Here is a 17,730-nt window from a genome sequence, read left to right as displayed (position 1 = left end):
CGATGAAACTCAATGATCTGAGTCCAGCGCCGGGTTCCCGTCGCGAAAAGCATCGTCCGGGCCGTGGTATCGGTAGCGGTTTGGGTAAGACTGGTGGCCGTGGCCACAAAGGTCAAACCTCCCGCTCCGGTGGCACCATTGCTCCAGGCTTTGAAGGCGGTCAACAGCCGCTGCATCGTCGCCTGCCTAAGTTCGGTTTCGTATCCCTGAAGGCCATGGACCGCGCAGAAGTGCGTCTGTCCGAGCTGGCTAAAGTGGAAGGCGACATCGTTACTGTGCAGACCCTGAAAGATGCCAACGTGATCAACGTCAACGTACAGCGTGTGAAAATCATGCTGTCCGGTGAAGTGACTCGCGCTGTCACTATCGGCAAGGGAATCGGCGCCACCAAAGGTGCGCGTTCGGCTATCGAAGCAGCTGGCGGCAAGTTCGAGGAATAAATGGCTAAGCAAGGTGCTCTCTCAGCGCTCGGCAAAGGCGGTATGTCTGAACTTTGGGCTCGTCTGCGTTTTCTGTTCCTGGCGATTATCGTCTACCGAATAGGCGCACACATCCCGGTTCCAGGTATCAACCCGGACCGACTCGCAGACCTGTTTCGACAGAATGAGGGGACCATTCTTAGCTTGTTCAACATGTTTTCCGGCGGCGCGCTGGAACGGATGAGCATCTTTGCACTGGGGATCATGCCGTACATTTCGGCATCGATCATCATGCAATTGATGACCGCCGTCAGCCCGCAGCTGGAGCAGTTGAAGAAGGAAGGTGAAGCTGGCCGTCGCAAGATTAGCCAGTACACCCGCTACGGCACTGTCGTCCTCGCCTTGGTTCAAGCTATCGGCATGTCCGTTGGCCTGGCAGGGCAGGGCGTTGCGTTCACTGGTGACTTTGGCTTCCATTTCGTCGCGGTATCCACATTTGTGGCTGGTGCGATGTTCATGATGTGGCTGGGTGAGCAGATTACTGAGCGTGGTGTTGGCAACGGTATCTCGATGTTGATTTTCGCAGGTATCGTCGCCGGTCTTCCGAGAGCGATCGGGCAGTCTTTCGAGTCTGCACGTCAGGGTGATATCAACATTTTCGCCCTGGTTGCCATCGGTTTGCTGGCAGTAGCGATTATCGGTTTTGTGGTGTTCATTGAGCGTGGCCAGCGTCGTATTGCTGTTCACTACGCCAAGCGTCAGCAGGGCCGTAAGGTTTTTGCTGCGCAGACCAGCCACTTGCCGCTGAAAGTGAATATGGCCGGTGTTATTCCGGCAATTTTCGCGAGCAGCATTTTGCTGTTTCCGGCTTCGTTGGGTACCTGGTTTGGTCAGTCCGAAAACATGGGCTGGCTGCAGGACCTCTCTCAGTCGATCGCTCCTGGTCAGCCGTTGAATATTCTGCTGTTTAGTGCAGGGATTATTTTCTTCTGCTTCTTCTATACGGCGTTGATGTTCAATCCGAAAGACGTAGCGGAAAACCTGAAGAAGTCCGGTGCCTTTATTCCGGGCATCCGTCCAGGTGAGCAGTCTGCACGCTACATTGATGGCGTTCTGACTCGTTTGACCCTGTTCGGTGCTCTATATATGACGGCCGTGTGCTTGTTGCCCCAGTTTCTGGTGGTTGCAGCAAACGTTCCGTTCTACCTTGGCGGGACCTCGTTGCTGATCGTGGTCGTGGTTGTGATGGACTTCATGTCCCAAGTACAATCGCACCTCGTTTCGCACCAGTACGAATCCCTGATGAAGAAAGCCAACCTGAAGGGCTACGGCAGCGGCATGTTGCGCTGAGTACCCCATAAGGTTCGAGGAGTTGGTGATGAAAGTTCGTGCATCGGTGAAAAAGCTGTGCCGTAACTGCAAGATTATTCGCCGCGAAGGTGTTGTTCGAGTAATTTGCAGCGCGGAACCGCGTCACAAACAGCGCCAAGGCTGAGTGTGATCCGCTTGAAGCCCGGCAGCTAGTGCGCTGCCGGGTTGATTATTTGTTATTACAGCGATATTATCTCGCGCCCTATTTCTTGGCTTCCGGGGCGTAGGTAGCTGTCAATTGGAGTCCCACTGAATGGCCCGTATTGCAGGCGTTAACATTCCAGATAACAAGCACACTGTTATCTCGCTGACCTACATCTATGGTGTTGGTCGCACTACTGCGCAGAAAATTTGCGCAGTTGCTGGGGTAAACCCAGCCGCTAAGATCAAGGATCTGAGCGACGAGCAGATTGAACAGCTGCGTGGCGAAGTGGCGAAGTTCACCACTGAAGGTGACCTGCGTCGCGAAATCAACATGAAAATCAAGCGTTTGATGGACCTCGGTTGCTATCGCGGTCTGCGTCATCGTCGTGGTCTTCCAGTACGCGGTCAGCGTACCAAGACTAACGCGCGTACCCGTAAAGGTCCGCGTAAGCCGATCCGCAAGTAATCGCCCCAGCGAATCGACAGGAAAATTATCATGGCAAAACCTGCTGCTCGTCCTCGTAAAAAAGTTAAAAAGACAGTGGTTGATGGCATCGCCCACATCCATGCTTCTTTTAACAACACAATCGTGACCATCACCGACCGTCAAGGTAACGCGCTTTCTTGGGCTACCTCCGGTGGTTCGGGTTTCCGCGGTTCCCGCAAGTCCACCCCGTTTGCTGCTCAAGTAGCTGCTGAACGTGCTGGTCAAGCTGCGCTGGAATATGGCCTGAAAAACCTCGACGTTAACGTCAAGGGTCCAGGTCCAGGTCGTGAGTCTGCTGTCCGTGCTTTGAACGGCTGTGGCTATAAGATCGCCAGCATCACCGACGTGACGCCAATCCCGCACAACGGGTGCCGTCCGCCGAAGAAGCGCCGCGTGTAATCCAGGAGATTGTAAAGAATGGCTCGTTACATTGGTCCAAAATGCAAACTCGCTCGTCGCGAAGGCACCGATCTCTTCCTGAAGAGCGGCGTGCGCGCGATCGAATCGAAGTGCAACATTGAAGCAGCACCTGGTATCCACGGCCAACGCCGCGGTCGCCAGTCCGATTACGGCACCCAACTGCGTGAAAAGCAGAAGGTCCGTCGTATCTACGGCGTTCTCGAGCGTCAGTTCAGCGGCTACTACAAAGAAGCTGCTGGCAAGAAAGGTGCAACCGGTGAAAACCTGCTGCAACTGCTCGAATGCCGTCTGGACAACGTTGTATACCGTATGGGCTTTGGTTCGACTCGTGCCGAATCCCGTCAGTTGGTATCGCACAAGTCGATCAGCGTTAACGGTCAGACCGTAAACGTTCCGTCCTACCAGGTTCGTGCTGGTGACGTGGTCGCAGTTCGCGAGAAAGCAAAAAACCAACTTCGCATTGTCCAAGCTCTCGATCTGTGTGCCCAACGTGGCCGCGTAGAATGGGTAGAAGTAGACACTGAGAAGAAGTCGGGCGTTTTCAAGAACGTTCCTGCTCGCAGTGATCTGTCCGCCGACATCAACGAAAGCCTGATTGTCGAGCTCTACTCCAAGTAAGGGCTAGAAAATAGGTGCATCCATGCAGATTTCGGTAAATGAGTTCCTGACACCCCGCCACATTGATGTGCAGGTTGTCAGTCCAACCCGCGCCAAAATTACTCTCGAGCCTCTCGAGCGTGGTTTTGGCCACACCCTGGGCAACGCGCTGCGCCGCATCCTGTTGTCCTCAATGCCCGGCTGTGCAGTAGTCGAGGCCGAGATTGACGGTGTGCTCCACGAGTACAGCGCCATCGAAGGTGTACAGGAAGACGTAATTGAAATCCTGTTGAACCTTAAAGGTCTGGCTATCAAGCTGCACGGCCGTGACGAAGTTACGCTGACCTTGTCGAAGAAGGGTTCGGGGGTGGTTACCGCTGCCGATATTCAGCTGGATCATGATGTCGAGATCGTTAACCCCGATCACGTAATCGCTAACCTGGCGTCTAACGGCGCCCTGAACATGAAGCTCACCGTAGCTCGTGGTCGTGGTTATGAACCGGCCGACTCGCGTCAGAGCGATGAAGATGAAAGCCGCAGCATTGGTCGCTTGCAGCTTGACTCTTCGTTCAGCCCGGTTCGCCGTATCGCATACGTGGTGGAAAACGCCCGTGTCGAGCAGCGTACTAACCTGGACAAGCTGGTTATTGATCTGGAAACCAACGGTACTCTGGATCCTGAAGAGGCTATCCGCCGCGCTGCAACCATCCTGCAACAGCAGTTGGCTGCGTTCGTCGACCTCAAAGGTGACAGCGAACCAGTGGTAATCGAGCAGGAAGACGAGATCGATCCGATCCTGCTTCGCCCGGTTGACGATCTGGAACTGACTGTACGTTCGGCTAACTGCCTTAAGGCGGAAAACATTTACTACATCGGCGACCTGATTCAGCGTACCGAAGTAGAACTGTTGAAGACTCCGAACCTGGGCAAGAAATCCTTGACTGAAATCAAGGACGTTCTGGCCTCCCGCGGTCTGTCCCTCGGCATGCGCCTCGACAACTGGCCGCCTGCAAGTCTTAAGAAGGACGACAAGGCGACTGCCTGATCGTCGTAATCACCGAACGTGAGTTTGGTAAGGAATGAACCATGCGTCATCGTAAAAGTGGTCGTCACCTGAGCCGTACCAGCTCGCACCGCAAGGCCATGTTCCAAAACATGGCGGTGTCGCTGTTCGAGCACGAGCTGATCAAAACTACACTGCCGAAAGCTAAAGAACTGCGTCGCGTTGCTGAGCCGCTGATTACTTTGGCCAAGACAGACAGCCTGGCTAACCGCCGTCTGGCTTTCGACCGTACTCGTTCGAAAGCTATCGTTGGTAAGCTCTTCAACGACCTGGGCAAGCGTTACGCTACCCGTGAGGGTGGCTACCTGCGCATCCTCAAGTGCGGTTTCCGCGCTGGCGACAACGCGCCTATGGCGTACGTCGAGTTGGTTGATCGTGCTACTGCCGGCGAAGCTGTAAGCGCCGAGTAAGACGACAAGCTGTATCGAAGAACCGGGCCTAGTGCCCGGTTTTTTGTGCCTGTGATAAAAGCGTGTTCAATACAAGCTTCCGAGGATTGTGCTTGGCACTATGGGAGAAGGAGTGTTCGGTAGGAAATATCTATCGACGCCTACAATTTAATGAATTTGTAGGTGTCATGTTGATGATCAATACTCCTTCCAAGCCGATTAGCCGGCAGTTCCAAGTCCGACCTGAGGGAAATTGTGCATGAGCCAGAATAAAATCCTTACCACCGCCAGCGGCGCCCCCGTTGCGGACAACCAGAATTCCCGTTCCGCCGGCCCGCGGGGCCCATTGCTGCTCGACGATTTTCACCTGATCGAGAAGCTCGCTCACTTCAACCGTGAAAACATTCCTGAGCGTCGTGTGCACGCCAAGGGTTCGGGGGCTTACGGTACTTTCACGGTCACTACAGACATCACGCAATACACCAGCGCCAAGCTGTTCGAGTCCGTTGGCAAGCAAACCCCTACCTTCCTGCGGTTTTCCACCGTTGGCGGTGAGCGTGGTTCGGCTGATACCGAGCGCGACCCACGTGGTTTTGCCTTGAAGTTCTATACCGAAGAGGGCAACTGGGACATCGTGGGTAACAACACCCCTGTGTTCTTTATTCGCGATCCTTTGAAGTTCCCGGATTTCATCCACACACAGAAACGCTTGCCGCAAAGCAATCTGAAAAGCGCGCAAATGATGTGGGATTTCTGGTCGCACTCCCCTGAGGCGCTGCACCAGGTCACTATCCTGTTCTCGGACCGTGGCATCCCTGACGGCTACCGTCACATGCACGGCTTCGGCAGTCACACCTACAGCCTGATCAACGCCAAGGGTGAGCGTCACTGGGTGAAGTGGCACTACAAGACCAAGCAGGGCATCAAGAACCTGGCGCCGGCTGAAGCTGCTCGCCTGGCTGGTACTGACCCTGATTACGCCCAGCGTGATCTGTTTGGCGCGATCGAGCGCGGTGATTTCCCGAAATGGCGCGTATGCATCCAAATCATGACCGAGGCCCAGGCCAACGCTCATTACGAGAACCCTTTCGATGTGACCAAAACCTGGTCGCAGAAGGAATTCCCGTTGATCGAAGTCGGCGAGTTGGAACTGAACCGCAATCCGCAGAACTACTTCGCTGAAGTGGAACAAGCTGCATTCGGCCCAAGCAACATGGTTCCTGGTGTTGGTCTGTCGCCAGACCGCATGCTTCAAGGTCGTGTGTTCGCTTACGCTGATGCGCATCGCTATCGTGTTGGCACTAATCACCAGCAACTGCCGGTGAACGCGCCGCGTAACCAGGTGAATAGCTACCAGCGCGATGGTTCGATGGCCTTCGGCAGCAATGGCGGCGCAGCGCCTAACTATGAGCCAAACAGCTACACCGATGCACCAAAGCAAGCACCGCAGTATGCGGAGCCTGCATTGGCCCTGAGTGGCGCAGCTGACCGTTACGATCACCGTGAAGACACGGATTACTACAGCCATGCCGGTGCGCTGTTCCGCTTGATGAACGATGAGCAGAAGGCCTTGCTCACCAACAACATTGCCGGCGCGATGGGTGGCGTTTCCAGTGATGTGGTTCAGCGCCAACTGCAGCACTTCTACAAGGCCGATCCGGCTTATGGAGAAGCAATCGCAAAGGCGTTGGGTGTATCGCTTAACTGACTCTAAACGATAAGCAGAACCGCCCTCATTTGGGCGGTTTTTGCGTTATTTCAGCTACTTTTCTCCGAAAAACATCACTTTTCTGCCGTCGATCCCGTGACCTTCAAGTCATCATGGTTCAAACTACAGACTTTCAAGCAGGGAGATGTAGGGCGATGCAAGGTCACCCCGACGTAATCGATTACCTCAACACGTTGCTGACGGGCGAACTGGCTGCTCGTGACCAATATTTCATCCATTCGCGCATGTACGAAGACTGGGGCTTTACCGAGCTCTACGAACGTATCAACCACGAGATGGAAGAAGAGGCACAGCACGCCGACGCACTGATGCGCCGTATCCTCATGCTCGAAGGCACTCCGCGTATGCGTCCTGATGATCTGGATGTGGGTACCACGGTGCCTGACATGCTCGCTGCCGACCTGCGCCTCGAGTACAAGGTCCGTGCCGCGCTCTGCAAAGGCATCGAGCTCTGTGAGCAGCACAACGACTATGTCACCCGGGAAATCCTGCGGGTACAGTTGAATGACACCGAAGAAGATCACACCTACTGGCTCGAAAAGCAGTTGGGCCTGATCAAGCTGATTGGCCTGGAGAATTACCTGCAATCGCAGTTCTGATTCCCGGCTACAAAAAAAGCCCCTGTCACCGCAAAGTGACAGGGGCTTTTCTTTGGGCCCGAAAAAGTCAGGCCCGGTCGCGTTCCAACAACGGTTTCAAGTAGTAACCGGTGTGCGACTGCGGCATTTCGGAGACTTGCTCCGGCGTCCCCACGGCAATGATCTGGCCACCTTTGGAGCCACCTTCCGGCCCCAGGTCTACCAGCCAATCTGCCGTCTTGATCACATCAAGGTTGTGCTCGATCACCACCACGGTGTTGCCGTGGTCGCGCAAGCGGTGCAGCACGTCCAGCAGTTGCTGGATGTCCGCGAAGTGCAGGCCGGTGGTCGGCTCATCGAGGATGTACAGGGTCTTGCCGGTATCGCGCTTGGACAGCTCGCGAGACAACTTCACCCGCTGCGCCTCACCACCTGACAGCGTGGTCGCCGACTGCCCCAGCTTGATGTACGACAAGCCCACGTCCATCAGCGTCTGCAGCTTGCGCGCCAACGCCGGGACCGCGTCGAAGAACACGCGTGCTTCTTCGATGGTCATCTCCAGGGTTTCGTGGATGCTCTTGCCCTTGTACTTGATCTCCAAGGTTTCGCGGTTGTAGCGCTTGCTCTTGCATACATCGCACGGCACGTAGATGTCTGGCAGGAAGTGCATTTCCACCTTGATCAGGCCATCGCCCTGGCACGCTTCACAGCGCCCGCCCTTGACGTTGAACGAGAACCGGCCCGGCCCGTAACCCCGTGAGCGGGATTCCGGAACCCCGGCAAAGAGCTCACGGATGGGCGTGAACAAGCCGGTGTAGGTCGCCGGGTTGGAGCGCGGTGTACGACCAATGGGGCTTTGATCAATATCGACCACCTTGTCCAGGTGTTCCAGTCCCTTGATGCTGTCGTGAGCAGCGGCTTCCAGGGTGGTCGCGCCGTTCAGGGCGGTGGCACTCAAGGGGAACAACGTATTGTTGATCAGCGTCGATTTACCCGAGCCGGAAACACCAGTCACGCAGGTCAGCAGACCCAGTGGAATTTCCAGGTCGACATTGCGCAAGTTGTTGCCACGCGCGCCCTTAAGGTGCAACGCCAGCTTCTTGTTACGTGGCGTGCGTTTGGCCGGCACTGCAATCTTCACACGACCAGACAAGTATTTGCCGGTCAGTGAGTCCGGATGAGCCATGACTTCGGCCGGCGTGCCTTCAGCGACTATATGCCCGCCATGCACACCCGCCCCCGGGCCAATGTCGACCACATAATCCGCCAGGCGGATTGCATCTTCATCGTGCTCGACCACGATCACCGTATTGCCGATATCCCGCAGGTGTTTCAAGGTGCCCAGCAGGCGATCGTTGTCGCGCTGGTGCAAGCCAATCGACGGTTCATCGAGGATGTACAACACACCCACAAGGCCAGCACCAATCTGGCTGGCCAGGCGAATCCGCTGGGCTTCACCGCCGGACAAGGTGTCGGCACTGCGATCCAGCGACAGGTAATCCAAGCCAACGTTGACCAGGAACTGCAAGCGCTCGCGGATTTCCTTGAGGATCTTGTCAGCGATTTCGCCACGGCGACCGGTCAGCTTGAGCACACCAAAGTACTCACAGGCATCGCCGATTGGCAGGTTGGTCACCGCCGGTAGTGTCTTCTCGCCCACCCACACATGCCGCGCCTCGCGACGCAGGCGAGTACCACGGCAATCCGGGCACGGCTGGGTGCTGAGGAATTTCGCCAGCTCTTCGCGCACGCTGGCCGATTCGGTCTCGCGGTAGCGACGCTCCAGGTTTGGCACAATGCCTTCGAAAGGATGGGAGCGCTTGACGATATCGCCACGGTCGTTCAGGTATTTGAAGTCGACGTTCTGCGAGCCGCTGCCATGCAGGATGACCTTCTGCTGATCCGCCGGCAGTTGGTTGAACGGCACTTCCAGGCTGAACTTGTAATGCGAGGCCAACGACCCGAGCATCTGGAAGTAATAGACGTTGCGCCGGTCCCAGCCGCGTATCGCGCCCTCCGCCAGCGTCAGGTCGCCATTGACCAAGCGCTTGATGTCAAAGAACTGCTTCACGCCCAGGCCATCGCAAGTCGGGCAGGCGCCGGCCGGGTTGTTGAAGGAGAACAGCTTGGGTTCCAGCTCGCTGATTGCATGGCCGCAAATCGGGCAGGCAAAGCGCGCGGAGAAGATGATCTCTTCGCCCGGCTCGTCGTCCATCGGTGCAACCAATGCAATGCCGTCGGCCAGCTTCAACGCGGTTTCGAAGGATTCCGCAAGGCGCTGCTGCAGGTCGGCGCGCACCTTGAAGCGGTCGACTACTACATCAATCGTATGCTTCTTTTGCTTGTCGAGCTTCGGCGCTTCATCCAGCTCATACAGCTTGCCGTTGATGCGTGCGCGCACAAAACCCTGGGCCCGCAGTTCTTCGAAGACGGAAAGGTGTTCACCCTTGCGCTCACGGATCACTGGCGCCAACAGCATCAGCTTGGCGCCCTCCGGCTGGGCCAGCACCAGGTCGACCATCTGGCTGACGGTCTGGGCTTCCAGGGGAATGTCGTGGTCCGGGCAACGCGGAATACCCACGCGTGCATACAGCAGGCGCAGGTAATCGTAGATTTCGGTAATGGTGCCCACGGTGGAGCGCGGGTTATGGGAGGTCGATTTCTGTTCGATGGAGATCGCTGGCGACAGGCCTTCAATGGTGTCGACGTCGGGTTTTTCCATCATCGACAGGAACTGGCGGGCGTAGGCCGACAGCGATTCCACATAGCGACGCTGGCCTTCGGCATACAGCGTGTCGAACGCCAGGGACGATTTGCCGGACCCGGACAAGCCGGTGATGACGATCAGTTTGTCCCTGGGCAGGGTCAGGTCGATGTTCTTCAGGTTGTGGGTTCTAGCCCCACGAATCAGGATCTTGTCCAAGATGGCCTCGCACGGCGGGCGTGAATAATGCCGGAGTATACGGCTAAAGACTGGATGAATATACACTGTCAAAAGGCCGCTTGCAGCCTTAGATGAAAGCTGCGCGGCAAACCGCCGCATATACCCTCTCAATCGATGGGACTGGTAGAATCGCCGCCGGTTCACACGAGGTTTTTCCATGCACGATCCCCACAGCGAACGCATGAGTAGCGGCGAGACCCGAGCGGCAAGCGGTCTGGCCCTGGTGTTCGCCTTCCGTATGCTGGGCATGTTTATGGTGTTGCCGGTGCTGGCGACCTATGGAATGGATCTCGCAGGCGCGACCCCCGCATTGATCGGCCTGGCCATTGGCGCCTATGGCCTGACCCAGGCGATTTTCCAGATTCCGTTCGGGATCATTTCCGACCGCATTGGCCGTCGTCCGGTGATCTACCTCGGGCTGATCGTGTTCGCCCTCGGCAGCGTGCTCGCGGCCCAATCCGACTCTATCTGGGGTGTGATTGCCGGACGGATCCTGCAAGGCGCCGGCGCGATTTCCGCAGCGGTGATGGCCTTGTTATCGGACCTGACCCGCGAACAACATCGCACGAAAGCCATGGCCATGATCGGCATGACTATCGGTCTGTCGTTTGCCGTGGCCATGGTGGTCGGTCCCTTGCTGACCCGTGCGTTCGGCTTGCATGGCCTATTCCTTGCCACCGGCGGTATGGCGCTGTTTGGCATCGTGATCGTTGCCTTTATGGTGCCGCGCTCCACCGGCACGCTGCAGCATCGCGAGTCGGGCGTCGCACGCAAGGCGCTCTTGCCGACGCTCAAGCATCCTGACCTGCTGCGCCTGGATTTAGGTATCTTCGTATTACACGCGATGCTGATGTGCAGCTTCGTCGCCTTGCCCCTGGCGCTGGTTGAAAAAGCCGGCCTGCCCAAGGAGCAGCACTGGTGGGTCTACCTCACTGCGCTGCTGATTTCGTTCTTCGCCATGATCCCGTTCATCATCTATGGCGAGAAAAAACGCAAAATGAAACGAATCCTGCTCGGCGCCGTCACGACGCTGATGCTCACTGAGCTATTCTTCTGGCAGTTCGGCGACAGCCTGCGGGCGCTGGTAATCGGCACGGTGGTGTTCTTCACCGCGTTCAACCTGCTGGAGGCTTCATTGCCTTCGCTGATCAGTAAAGTTTCACCCGCTGGCGGCAAGGGCACGGCGATGGGGGTGTATTCCACCAGCCAGTTCCTCGGTTCTGCACTGGGCGGCATCATGGGGGGCTGGATGTTCCAGCATGGCGGTTTGTCGGTTGTGTTCCTTGGATGCGCCGGGCTGGCTGCACTTTGGCTGGCCTTTGCTGTTACCATGCGCGAACCTCCCTACGTCACGAGCCTGCGTTTGCCGCTATCGCCTGAGGCGATCCGCGAAAGTGGTCTGGTAGAGCGCCTCAAGGCAGTCGTAGGGGTAACAGATGCAGTCGTGGTCGCGGAAGAAGCGGCCATTTACATCAAATTGGACACCGAATTATTGGATCGCGCGACGCTCGAGCAACTGGTCAACCCAGTGCCGACAGCGCGCCCAGCCTAGGAGAACGTTATGGCCCGTGGGGTTAACAAAGTCATATTGGTCGGTACATGCGGCCAGGATCCCGAGGTTCGCTACTTGCCTAACGGTAACGCCGTGACCAACCTGAGTCTGGCGACCAGCGAACAGTGGACCGACAAGCAGACCGGCCAGAAGGTCGAGAAAACTGAATGGCACCGTGTGTCGATGTTCGGCAAGGTTGCTGAGATCGCTGGTGAGTACCTGCGTAAAGGTTCGCAGGTGTACATCGAAGGCAAGTTGCAAACCCGCGAGTGGGAAAAAGACGGCATCAAGCGTTACACCACTGAAATCGTGGTCGACATGCAAGGCACCATGCAACTGCTGGGCGGCCGTCCACAGGGCGACCAACAGGGCCAGGGCGGCATGTCCAACTCGGCACCGCGTCCACAGCAGTCGCGTCCACAGCCAAGCCAGCAGCCACAGCGTGAGTCGCGTCCAGCGCCACAGCAGGCCGCTCCGCAGCCGGCTCCGGATTTCGACAGCTTTGATGACGATATCCCGTTCTGAGGACTCTAAAGTCCGGAACACGCAAAACCCCCGTTTGGCTCAGGCCTCGGGGGTTTTTTATTGGCCGTGATCAGCGTCAGTCGAAGCGGCGATGACAACCATATCCTTGAACCGGCCTAACACGGCCGAACCGTCATCGATACGCGTCGCCAAATGCAGTGGCGCCACCAGGCTCTGGCACTCCGTCAGCTCCCGATACACGATGCCGTCCCCGCGCAGCCGCTGCATCGACGCTGGCACGATGGACACACCAAGTCCTGCCGCCACCAGGCTCAATGTCGCCGTCATGCGCGGTGCTTCCTGGACCACCTGCGGGCTGAACCCCGCTTCACGACACGCCACCAGAATCGCGTCATACAACCCCAACCCCACGCGACGGCGATAGAGCACGAAGGATTCGGTCGCCAGTGCCTTCAAGGGTAGGGGAGAGCCTGCATCAAGCGCCAGCGGATGCTCGGTGGGCAGCGCCAGCAGCATCGGTTCCACCAGAATAGGTTCGTCCTGCAGCGACTGAGTCCCACTGAGAGGCGAGCGGATAAACGCCGCGTCGAGTTTTTCGTGTACCAAGGCATCCAGCAGTTCGCCGGTGCCAGCTTCCTCCAGCACCACTGTGACGCCGACAAAGGTTTCGCGAAACAGCCGCAGCACACTCGGCACAAAAGGATGCAGCGCCGCCGAACTGGTGAAGCCGATCGCCAGGCGCCCACGTTCACCGCGTGCGGCACGGCGTACCACCTCTGCAATCCCTTCAGCGTGCGCAAGGATCTCCCGGGCTTCATCCAGCAACGCGAGCCCGGCGGTGGTGGGGCGTACACCACGGGGCAGGCGCTCCATCAACACCACGCCCAACTCGGCCTCAAGGTTTTGCAACATCCGCGTCAACGGGGGCTGCTGCATGCCCAGGCGTTCCGCCGCGCGGGTGATGTAGCCTTCTTCAGCGATGGCAACGAAGGCCTTGAGTTGGCGAAGCTCCAGCATAGGAATACTTTTCAGGTATGGGAGGGCTTCAATCCTGGCATTTGTTCTCATGGCTCACAAGATTTACGCTGTGGCCAACCTCAAAAAGAAGGAAAGCCGTGATGACCTGGTCTGCCAAGCAATACACGATGTTTGAACAGCAGCGCACCCGTCCCGTTCGCGACCTGGTGGCGGCCATTCCAAACACTGACGTCCGCACCGCCGTGGACCTGGGCTGCGGCCCCGGCAACTCCACCGAGGTGCTGGCCGAACGCTTCCCGCAAGCCCACGTCACGGGCATGGACAGCTCCGACGACATGCTGGCCGACGCCCGCAAGCGGCTGCCGGCGCTGAACTTCGAGTTGGCGGATATCGGCGCCTGGAACCCGGCGCAAGCATTCGATGTGATCCTGGCCAACGCGTCCCTGCAATGGCTACCGGACCACGCCACGCTTTACCCCCACTTGGTCCACCAACTGACGCCCGGCGGTACGCTAGCGGTGCAAACCCCGGACAACCTCGATGAGCCCGCCCACCGGCTTGCCCGCGAAGTCGCGGCAGAGGGTCCATGGTCGGCCAAGATCGGAACGGTCAAACACAACGAGCGCCACACCGCGAGCTACTACTACGAACTGCTGAGCAAGCATTGCAGTACGGTCGATGTGTGGCGCACCACCTATCAGCACCCGCTGGTGGATCACGCAGCCGTGGTGGAGTGGTTCAAGGCATCGGCGCTGAGACCGTTCCTCGCGCCTTTGACCGACAGCGAAAAAGCCGCCTTCCTGCAGGAATACCAGGCGCGGATTACACAGGCCTATCCAGCCCTAGCTGATGGCACGGTGTTGCTGCCGTTTCCGCGCCTGTTCATCATTGCCACTGCGTAGGCCGTGGTGACGCTATCGACGGCAAGCCGGCTCCTACACGGGGGCGAGGAACTCATCGGTCGATACTACGGTTGCGTAGCCGAACGCCAGTGATGCCATGTAAGCGTCATGCACCTGAGCAGCCGGGATCACCTTGCCATTGAACTCCAGATCCCGCGTGGCGCAGGCGTCATGGATCAGCGTGACCTTATAGCCCAGGTCCGCTGCTGCACGTACCACCGCGTCGATGCACATATGGCTCATGCTACCGACCACCACCAGGTCCGTGATGCTGCGTTGTTCCAGCAGTGCGCGCAGGTTGGTTTCGCGAAACGCATTCACAAAGTGTTTAAGCACCACCGGCTCATTGCCTTCGTTCAGCACTTTGCTGTGCAGGTGCGCACCCTCGGAACCCGGCGTGAAGAATGGCGCGTCCTCGGAGGTGAACTCGTGACGCACATGAATCACCGCATCACCCGCCTGGCGAAACGCCTGCAGCACCTGCGCGGCCTTGTCTGCTGCGGCGTCCACGCCGTCGAGTGGCCACTTGCCCTGAGGGAAGTAGTCGTTCTGGATATCGATTAGGATGAGCGCTTGCTTGGCCATGTGTATTGCCTCGTGATGGGTTGATGGGCCCAGTATCTTAGCTGGCGCCTGCACCGGGGATTGGCTGCACCGACAATAACAGGGGGAAAACTGACAATGGCGGTCGTCGAGCTGGGCGTGTTGATCTACCAAGGTGCGCAGTTGGCGGCCGTGCATGGCTTGACCGACTTGTTCGGCGTGGCTAACCGCATCGCCGCCGAGCATCAGTCCGCGCAATTGCCGTTGCTGCGGGTCAGCCATTGGCAGGTGGATGTTACCGGCAAACCGGCGCGCGTATTCAGCAGCCATCCCGGCCCTGACCAGCCGATGATGGCCGTATTGGTGCCGCCGTCGATCGGTGAATTCACCGAAGACCAGGCGCCGCCCGCGCTACTGGAATGGATCCGCCAGCAACACGCGGCAGGCATGGTACTGGGCGGTGTGTGCATTGGCTCGATCATGCTGGCGCGCAGCGGGTTGCTCGACGGACGCAGTGCCACGACGCACTGGTCTTCCGCCAAATCCTTCGCGGCCCGTTACCCGGCGGTGCGCCTGGAGGCGGATAAGCCCATCGTCGATGACGGCGACCTGATCACCACCGCCGGCTTGATGGCCTGGTCCGAACTCGGCCTGCGCCTGGTCGATCGCCTGATGGGCCCGAGCATCGCGGCCGATACCGCGCGTTTCCTGGTGATCGAGCACAGTGACAGCGCCAGCCAATGCGGCAGCAACTTCGCGCCGATACTCGGCCACGGCGACGCGGCCATCCTCAGGGTTCAGCACTGGCTTCAAGCCAGTGGCGCGGTGGATGTTTCCCTTACGGCAATGGCCCAGGAAGCGGGTTTGGAAGAGCGCACTTTCCTGCGGCGCTTTCGCAACGCGACGGGCTTGAAACCCACCGAGTACTGTCAGCACTTGCGTGTGGGCAAGGCGCGGCAGATGCTGGAGTTTACCAACGGCACCATCGACCATATCGCATGGACCGTGGGTTACCAGGACCCCGGTGCCTTTCGCGCCACCTTCAAGAAGATCACCGGCCTTTCGCCCAGCGACTACCGCAGCCGTTTCGGCGTGTGAATCGTGCAGAACGCCGCCGCGTTAACGCGTCGTCGTGCAGAATAAAACAGGCCAACTGCCATCGGTTTTTCGGCAACTGGTTGATTTGAATGCAATCCCGTGCGAACGCGCCTTGGCTTGATCTCTGCAACGTTCCGTCTACACACATGGCGGGATGGCCAAGGGGGACGCATGACCCCGACTCAACGCAAGAAGCTGGTGGTAGCTCACTCCACACGTGAGGGGGCGCCGCTACATGAGGTCGAAACCAACCGCGCCCTGGCGCGCTGGTTGGCGCAGATTCTCGGGCTCAAATTCGGCGGCAGCTACGACCCTGATCTGCACGCGGGGCGGGCGCTGTACCTGCTGCCCACACAAACCCTGGTCGGTCAGGCCCAGGCGCGAGCGCTGAATATCAAAGGCCCGGAGGATTTGTGGGGCGGTTACGTCGACCACGACTTTATTTGCACCAAGGCCATCAGTCATGGCTTGCTCGGCCCTGACGCTAAAGCGCCGGAAGGTTGGTCGGCGTTGTTCTGCGAGCGTGTACGCAATGTCGTGCTGGACGGCTTGAGCGTCTTCGCACTGGAAGACGCGCGGCTCGCCGCCACACGCTTGCTCCACAGCGGCCCCATCCGCTTGAAACCCGTGCACGCCTGCGCGGGCCGAGGCCAGGAAGTTATCCACAGCCTGGATGAATTCGAGGCCGTGCTGGCGCGATCCGAGGCCGCAAAACTCTTCAACGAAGGGGTTGTTCTGGAGCAGGATCTGCACGATGTGGTCACTCACAGCGTTGGCCAAAGTTTTATCGGCGACCACGTGTTCAGCTACTGCGGCGAGCAATACCTGACGAAAGACGGGCAGGGCGAAGAGGTCTACGGCGGTTCCAACCTGCTGGTCGTGCCCGGCTATTACGAAGACCTGTTGCAACTCGAACTGGCCGACGACGTACGCGAAGCCATCGAACAAGCCCAGGTGTTCGACACGGCCGCCGATGAGGCCTACCCCGGCTTTTATGCCTCGCGGCGTAATTACGACATCGCGCAAGGCCTGGACAGTAATGGCCAACGCCGCAGCGGCGTGCTCGAACAATCCTGGCGCATGGGCGGGGCCAGTAGCGCGGAAGTCGCAGCGCTGCAAAGTTTTATCAACAACCCTGGCCTGCGTGCGATCCATGTGTCCTCGGTGGAAACCTATGTGGACCAACCGCTGCCGGCCAATGCCATCGAGGTGTATCGCGGCCCGGCGCAAAGCAGCGAGTTTCTTCTCAAGTACGTGACGGTTACCTCTTATGACGGCTAGAAGTGAAAGCATTGCGATCGATATCGACGACGAACAGATGAGCGGCACCTTCCTGAGCCCCAAATCCAAAGTCCCCGGCGTGTTGTTTGTGCACGGCTGGGGCGGCAGCCAGGAGCGAGACCTCGAGCGGGCCAAAGGCATCGCCGGCTTGGGCTGTGTATGCCTGACCTTCGATCTGCGCGGGCACGCCGGCACCGGTATTCCATTGTCCCGCGTCACCCGCGAAGACAACCTGCGCGACCTGATGGCGGCCTATGACCGACTGCTGTCCCACCCGGCGATCGACACCTCGGCAGTGGCAGTGGTGGGTACCAGTTACGGCGGCTACCTCGCGGCGATTCTCACCTCATTGCGCCCGGTGCGCTGGCTGGCACTGCGCGTGCCGGCGCTGTATCGCGACCAGGAATGGCTCAAGCCCAAGCGTGAACTGGATAAGGCTGACCTGATGGACTACCGCAGCACGTTGGTCCACGCCGAAACCAATCGCGCCTTGCATGCGTGTTCGGCGTTTACCGGTGATGTGCTGATCGTCGAATCGGAAACCGATGACCACGTGCCCCATGCCACCATCATGAGCTACCGCGCGGCGTGCCAGCAGACCCACTCCCTGACCCACCGAATCATCGACGGCGCCGACCATTCCCTCAGCGACCCAGTCTCCCAGCAGGCTTACACCTCAATCCTGGTGGACTGGATCACCGAGATGGTGGTGGGCGAGCGGTTGAGCATCATTCAGTCCCGTTAAAGCG

At 58.4% G+C, this 17,730-nt stretch carries 19 protein-coding genes; 16 read left to right on the top strand and 3 right to left on the bottom strand.

The window, feature by feature from the left end; all coding sequences use genetic code 11:
• Positions 1-2 precede the first annotated feature (2 nt).
• The 10 genes from rplO to bfr all read left to right on the top strand — a co-directional run bounded on the left by rplO (position 3) and on the right by bfr (position 7,218).
• Positions 3-440: a 50S ribosomal protein L15 gene (rplO, locus tag ACP7C6_RS28040; RefSeq protein WP_003176407.1), complete on the top strand. Its 438-nt coding sequence runs from the start codon at positions 3-5 to the stop codon at positions 438-440.
• On the top strand, positions 441-1,769 hold the full coding sequence (gene secY / locus ACP7C6_RS28035) for a preprotein translocase subunit SecY (protein ID WP_003194637.1): 1,329 nt from the start codon (positions 441-443) through the stop codon (positions 1,767-1,769).
• Positions 1,770-1,797: 28 nt separating this feature from the next.
• On the top strand, positions 1,798-1,914 hold the full coding sequence (gene rpmJ, locus ACP7C6_RS28030; RefSeq protein ID WP_002555468.1) for a 50S ribosomal protein L36: 117 nt from the start codon (positions 1,798-1,800) through the stop codon (positions 1,912-1,914).
• Positions 1,915-2,043: 129 nt separating this feature from the next.
• Positions 2,044-2,400, top strand: coding sequence for a 30S ribosomal protein S13 (gene rpsM / locus ACP7C6_RS28025; protein ID WP_003194635.1), 357 nt, complete (start codon positions 2,044-2,046; stop codon positions 2,398-2,400).
• A 30-nt stretch (positions 2,401-2,430) separates the two neighbouring features.
• Complete coding sequence (gene rpsK, locus ACP7C6_RS28020) at positions 2,431-2,820, top strand: 30S ribosomal protein S11 (RefSeq protein ID WP_002555466.1); 390 nt, start codon at positions 2,431-2,433, stop codon at positions 2,818-2,820.
• 18 nt (positions 2,821-2,838) lie between these two features.
• The gene (rpsD, locus tag ACP7C6_RS28015) at positions 2,839-3,459 is read left to right on the top strand and encodes a 30S ribosomal protein S4 (RefSeq protein WP_003176404.1); all 621 of its coding nucleotides are present in this window, start codon (positions 2,839-2,841) and stop codon (positions 3,457-3,459) included.
• Positions 3,460-3,481: 22 nt separating this feature from the next.
• Complete coding sequence (locus ACP7C6_RS28010; RefSeq protein WP_003176403.1) at positions 3,482-4,483, top strand: DNA-directed RNA polymerase subunit alpha; 1,002 nt, start codon at positions 3,482-3,484, stop codon at positions 4,481-4,483.
• A gap of 41 nt (positions 4,484-4,524) precedes the next feature.
• Positions 4,525-4,911: a 50S ribosomal protein L17 gene (gene rplQ, locus ACP7C6_RS28005; protein WP_003176402.1), complete on the top strand. Its 387-nt coding sequence runs from the start codon at positions 4,525-4,527 to the stop codon at positions 4,909-4,911.
• A gap of 238 nt (positions 4,912-5,149) precedes the next feature.
• Complete coding sequence (locus tag ACP7C6_RS28000; protein WP_068937817.1) at positions 5,150-6,598, top strand: catalase; 1,449 nt, start codon at positions 5,150-5,152, stop codon at positions 6,596-6,598.
• 155 nt (positions 6,599-6,753) lie between these two features.
• Positions 6,754-7,218, top strand: coding sequence for a bacterioferritin (gene bfr / locus ACP7C6_RS27995; protein WP_003176400.1), 465 nt, complete (start codon positions 6,754-6,756; stop codon positions 7,216-7,218).
• A 67-nt stretch (positions 7,219-7,285) separates the two neighbouring features.
• On the opposite strand, the gene uvrA is transcribed toward bfr, so the two are convergent.
• Entirely contained in the window at positions 7,286-10,120 is a 2,835-nt protein-coding gene (uvrA, locus tag ACP7C6_RS27990) for an excinuclease ABC subunit UvrA (protein ID WP_426109527.1), read from the bottom strand.
• Between the two features lie 178 nt (positions 10,121-10,298).
• On the opposite strand from uvrA, the gene ACP7C6_RS27985 reads away from it, so the two are divergent.
• Both ACP7C6_RS27985 and ACP7C6_RS27980 read left to right on the top strand, forming a co-directional pair.
• Positions 10,299-11,693, top strand: a complete 1,395-nt coding sequence (locus ACP7C6_RS27985) for an MFS transporter (protein WP_010206876.1) — start codon at positions 10,299-10,301, stop codon at positions 11,691-11,693.
• A gap of 9 nt (positions 11,694-11,702) precedes the next feature.
• Positions 11,703-12,218, top strand: coding sequence for a single-stranded DNA-binding protein (locus ACP7C6_RS27980; protein ID WP_003232445.1), 516 nt, complete (start codon positions 11,703-11,705; stop codon positions 12,216-12,218).
• Between the two features lie 57 nt (positions 12,219-12,275).
• On the opposite strand, the gene ACP7C6_RS27975 is transcribed toward ACP7C6_RS27980, so the two are convergent.
• On the bottom strand, positions 12,276-13,196 hold the full coding sequence (locus ACP7C6_RS27975; protein WP_028618129.1) for a LysR family transcriptional regulator: 921 nt from the start codon (positions 13,194-13,196) through the stop codon (positions 12,276-12,278).
• A 101-nt stretch (positions 13,197-13,297) separates the two neighbouring features.
• Here ACP7C6_RS27975 and tam point away from each other — a divergent pair, with 101 nt between their 5' ends.
• Positions 13,298-14,059 (top strand): trans-aconitate 2-methyltransferase, encoded by a 762-nt coding sequence (gene tam / locus ACP7C6_RS27970; protein WP_068937043.1) that lies wholly within the window; start codon positions 13,298-13,300, stop codon positions 14,057-14,059.
• A gap of 33 nt (positions 14,060-14,092) precedes the next feature.
• Here tam and ACP7C6_RS27965 read toward each other — a convergent pair whose 3' ends face one another.
• Positions 14,093-14,644, bottom strand: a complete 552-nt coding sequence (locus ACP7C6_RS27965) for a cysteine hydrolase family protein (protein WP_028618127.1) — start codon at positions 14,642-14,644, stop codon at positions 14,093-14,095.
• A 96-nt stretch (positions 14,645-14,740) separates the two neighbouring features.
• Between ACP7C6_RS27965 and ACP7C6_RS27960 the strand changes: the two genes are divergently transcribed.
• The 3 genes from ACP7C6_RS27960 (at position 14,741) to ACP7C6_RS27950 (ending at position 17,726) form a co-directional block, all read left to right on the top strand.
• Positions 14,741-15,700, top strand: a complete 960-nt coding sequence (locus ACP7C6_RS27960; RefSeq protein WP_311893747.1) for a GlxA family transcriptional regulator — start codon at positions 14,741-14,743, stop codon at positions 15,698-15,700.
• 171 nt (positions 15,701-15,871) lie between these two features.
• Complete coding sequence (locus ACP7C6_RS27955) at positions 15,872-16,981, top strand: DUF3182 family protein (RefSeq protein WP_308908046.1); 1,110 nt, start codon at positions 15,872-15,874, stop codon at positions 16,979-16,981.
• Complete coding sequence (locus ACP7C6_RS27950; protein WP_426109526.1) at positions 16,971-17,726, top strand: alpha/beta hydrolase family protein; 756 nt, start codon at positions 16,971-16,973, stop codon at positions 17,724-17,726. Before ACP7C6_RS27955 ends, ACP7C6_RS27950 begins: the two co-directional genes overlap by 11 nt.
• Positions 17,727-17,730 lie beyond the last annotated feature (4 nt).

The organism is Pseudomonas sp. TWR1-1-4 (assembly GCF_049897165.1).
GTDB classification, from domain to species: Bacteria; Pseudomonadota; Gammaproteobacteria; order Pseudomonadales; family Pseudomonadaceae; genus Aquipseudomonas; species Aquipseudomonas canadensis.
Note: the sequence above shows the minus strand (reverse complement) of the source record. Positions and strands in the feature narration are given on the sequence as shown.

Excerpts from the sequence above, each read along its gene's own strand:
- rplO (WP_003176407.1), top strand. The coding sequence starts at position 3 with ATGAAACTCAATGATCTGAGTCCAGCGCCGGGTTCCCGTCGCGAAAAG.
- secY (WP_003194637.1), top strand. The coding sequence starts at position 441 with ATGGCTAAGCAAGGTGCTCTCTCAGCGCTCGGCAAAGGCGGTATGTCT.
- rpmJ (WP_002555468.1), top strand. The coding sequence starts at position 1,798 with ATGAAAGTTCGTGCATCGGTGAAAAAGCTGTGCCGTAACTGCAAGATT.
- rpsM (WP_003194635.1), top strand. The coding sequence starts at position 2,044 with ATGGCCCGTATTGCAGGCGTTAACATTCCAGATAACAAGCACACTGTT.
- rpsK (WP_002555466.1), top strand. The coding sequence starts at position 2,431 with ATGGCAAAACCTGCTGCTCGTCCTCGTAAAAAAGTTAAAAAGACAGTG.
- rpsD (WP_003176404.1), top strand. The coding sequence starts at position 2,839 with ATGGCTCGTTACATTGGTCCAAAATGCAAACTCGCTCGTCGCGAAGGC.
- ACP7C6_RS28010 (WP_003176403.1), top strand. The coding sequence starts at position 3,482 with ATGCAGATTTCGGTAAATGAGTTCCTGACACCCCGCCACATTGATGTG.
- rplQ (WP_003176402.1), top strand. The coding sequence starts at position 4,525 with ATGCGTCATCGTAAAAGTGGTCGTCACCTGAGCCGTACCAGCTCGCAC.
- ACP7C6_RS28000 (WP_068937817.1), top strand. The coding sequence starts at position 5,150 with ATGAGCCAGAATAAAATCCTTACCACCGCCAGCGGCGCCCCCGTTGCG.
- bfr (WP_003176400.1), top strand. The coding sequence starts at position 6,754 with ATGCAAGGTCACCCCGACGTAATCGATTACCTCAACACGTTGCTGACG.
- ACP7C6_RS27985 (WP_010206876.1), top strand. The coding sequence starts at position 10,299 with ATGCACGATCCCCACAGCGAACGCATGAGTAGCGGCGAGACCCGAGCG.
- ACP7C6_RS27980 (WP_003232445.1), top strand. The coding sequence starts at position 11,703 with ATGGCCCGTGGGGTTAACAAAGTCATATTGGTCGGTACATGCGGCCAG.
- ACP7C6_RS27975 (WP_028618129.1), bottom strand. The coding sequence starts at position 13,196 with ATGCTGGAGCTTCGCCAACTCAAGGCCTTCGTTGCCATCGCTGAAGAA.
- tam (WP_068937043.1), top strand. The coding sequence starts at position 13,298 with ATGACCTGGTCTGCCAAGCAATACACGATGTTTGAACAGCAGCGCACC.
- ACP7C6_RS27965 (WP_028618127.1), bottom strand. The coding sequence starts at position 14,644 with ATGGCCAAGCAAGCGCTCATCCTAATCGATATCCAGAACGACTACTTC.
- ACP7C6_RS27960 (WP_311893747.1), top strand. The coding sequence starts at position 14,741 with ATGGCGGTCGTCGAGCTGGGCGTGTTGATCTACCAAGGTGCGCAGTTG.
- ACP7C6_RS27955 (WP_308908046.1), top strand. The coding sequence starts at position 15,872 with ATGACCCCGACTCAACGCAAGAAGCTGGTGGTAGCTCACTCCACACGT.
- ACP7C6_RS27950 (WP_426109526.1), top strand. The coding sequence starts at position 16,971 with ATGACGGCTAGAAGTGAAAGCATTGCGATCGATATCGACGACGAACAG.